Source organism: Mycobacterium sp. (assembly GCF_049683355.1).
In the GTDB taxonomy this organism is placed as follows: domain Bacteria; phylum Actinomycetota; class Actinomycetes; order Mycobacteriales; family Mycobacteriaceae; genus Mycobacterium.
Window position 1 is genome coordinate 1 of sequence record NZ_JBAUJB010000037.1, and the last position, 2,352, is coordinate 2,352.

A 2,352-nucleotide genomic window follows, 5' to 3' on the forward strand; every position below is an offset into this window, starting at 1 on the left:
CGGGCACCGTTGTCGATGTCGACGATCGTCACCTGCTCCCCCTCGAGCAGATCGGCGGCATCCATCAGGTCTGCGTCCACCGTCACCGACCCGACGTAGTGCAGATCGGCTTGCGTCACGGTGGCGCGGTGGATCTTCGATTTCAGCATCGTACGTAACATCAGTTCCTCCAAGGCAATTCGTGACTCTGACCGGATGGCACCTGCGGATGGCCGTCGATGCCGGTGCCCGCCCCGATGTCGATGGCGATGTTGTCGAGCAGCCGGGTGCGCCCCAGCCTGGCCGCCACCAACATCCGGCCGAGCCCCTCGGCGGGCGGCGGCCCCAGCATCGGGTCACGCACCTCGAGGTACTCGACCTCGAGGGCGGGCACCTCGTCGAGCACCGCACCGGCGGCGTCCAGCGCGGCGGCGGCCCCGGTCGAGGCCCCGTACATCCCCGCGAGCAGTGCCGCCGACAACGCACCTGCCTGCTCGCGCTCGACGGGGTCGAGGTAGCGGTTGCGTGACGACATCGCCAGCCCGTCGGCTTCGCGGACGATGGGCACCCCGACCACGACGACATCCAGGTTCAGGTCTGTGACCATCTGCCGGATCAACGTCAGCTGCTGATAGTCCTTCTCCCCGAAGAACGCCCGATCAGGGTGCACAGCGTTGAAGAGTTTCAGCACAACGGTCAGCACACCGGCGAAATGTGTTGGCCTGGCGGCACCTTCGAGCTCGGCGCCGAGGGGTCCCGGCACCACGGTGGTGCGGCTGCCCTCGGGGTACATGTCCTCGGCGGTCGGGGTGAACGCGATCTCGACGCCCTCGGCCCGCAGCGCAGCGAGATCGTCGGCCAGCGTGCGGGGGTATGCGTCGAGGTCTTCGCCGGCGCCGAACTGCAAGGGATTGACGAAGTTCGACACCACCACCACCGCACCCGGCACCCGTTGGGCGGCGCGGATCAACGTCAGGTGGCCCTCGTGCAGGGCGCCCATCGTCGGCACCAGCATGATCCTGCGCCCGGTGGCCCGCAACGCCCGGGTCACGTCGGAGACCTCGCGCGGGCGTGCGTACACGTTGAGCTGGCCAGCGCTGAACTTCGGGGTGCTGCGTCCGGTCACGATTGCCCTGCTTCCGCCAGTACCTCGAACACGACATCGGGTGCGTGCGCGCGCTGTGCGGTGCGCCACGAATTGGTCCGATACGCCCGCGCCAGGTCGGGACTCACTTCGTCGAGCGCCTGCAGATGTCCGGCGACCGCGGCCGCGTCGCCGCGCGCGACCGGGCCCGTGAGCGCGGCTTGGCCCCGCTGCAGCGCGTTCTCCAGCGATGCCCGCGCCAGCGGAGCGATGATCCGTTCGGCGATTCCGCCCGGACCGTCGCCGACGGGCTCCTGCCCCAATAATTCCTGGCCCGACAGCGCCGCGCGCAACGCCTCGACGGCATCCAGCACGACGGTGACGAGATGGTTGCTGGAGTGCGCCAGCGCGGCGTGGTAGAGGGTCCGGGCATCCTCGCGGACCCGGAACGGTTCACCACCGATCTCGAGCACCAGCGACTGCGCGACGGCGTAGCCGATCTCGTCCGCGGCGGTGATGCCGAAACAGGTACCGCGCAGCCGATCGAGGTCCTCCGGCGTGCCGGCGAACGTCATCGCCGGGTGGATTGCCAGCGCTATACATCCCTGCTCGGCCAGCGGGGCCAGCACCGCGATCCCGTTGGCGCCCGAGGTGTGGACAACGATGGTGCTGGGCCGTACCGCCCCGGTGGCGGCCAGCCCCGTCACCAGAGCCGGAAGTTCCGCATCCGGTACGGCCAGCAGCAGCAACTCGGCGCGTCCGGCCACCTCGTCGACCGGAAGCACCGGGGTGTCGGGGAGCCACTGCTGGGCGCGTTGCCGCGACGTCCTCGACACCGCGCTGCAGCCCACGACGACGTGTTCGGCACGTTCGAGCGCCGCGCCCAGGGCGGTGCCCACCCGGCCGGCAGATATGACGCCGATGGTGAGCCGTGCCGGGCGGAGTCCGTCGTGCGGAGTGCTCCCGCCGGCGGGGGGCTGCAGCATCGCAGGCGACCTCGCAGATTCTCATGGCTTCGTTCCGGTCCCGCGTCGCGCAGGTACCGGACGGTCGCTACGAGACTAGCTCAATCCTCGCGGCGCCTACGCCTGCCGCCTCCCGACGGCGTCGCCTGCAGGCGTGCCAACAACTCCGCGACCGACTGGCCGCCGGTGTGGGCGCCGCCGGCCGAATCCTCGTCCTCGTGCTGCTCCGGTTCCGGCGCCGGTGGCGGGGCGGCGTCCGCGGCGTCGGCCTCGGCGTAGTGCCGGCCACGCGGTGGTTCCGCCGGTGCGTCATCTGCCCGGCGT

3 protein-coding genes and 1 pseudogene are annotated in these 2,352 nt (G+C 70.5%); all 4 read right to left on the reverse strand.

What is annotated here, in order from left to right; all coding sequences use genetic code 11:
- Positions 1-161: aspartate 1-decarboxylase (locus WA944_RS02050; protein ID WP_526607767.1), on the reverse strand; the 161-nt coding region annotated here is incomplete at its 3' end.
- Positions 161-1,105: a pantoate--beta-alanine ligase gene (gene panC / locus WA944_RS02055; protein WP_526368542.1), complete on the reverse strand. Its 945-nt coding sequence runs from the start codon at positions 1,103-1,105 to the stop codon at positions 161-163. The genes WA944_RS02050 and panC, both read right to left, overlap by 1 nt.
- Positions 1,102-2,049: a Rossmann-like and DUF2520 domain-containing protein gene (locus WA944_RS02060; protein ID WP_526368544.1), complete on the reverse strand. Its 948-nt coding sequence runs from the start codon at positions 2,047-2,049 to the stop codon at positions 1,102-1,104. The genes panC and WA944_RS02060 overlap by 4 nt, the downstream gene beginning before the upstream one ends.
- A gap of 80 nt (positions 2,050-2,129) precedes the next feature.
- Positions 2,130-2,352: pseudogene (locus tag WA944_RS02065) on the reverse strand (DUF6779 domain-containing protein); the annotation flags it as partial.

Coding starts and splice junctions, on each gene's coding strand:
- WA944_RS02060 (WP_526368544.1), bottom strand. CDS start 2,049: ATGCTGCAGCCCCCCGCCGGCGGGAGCACTCCGCACGACGGACTCCGC.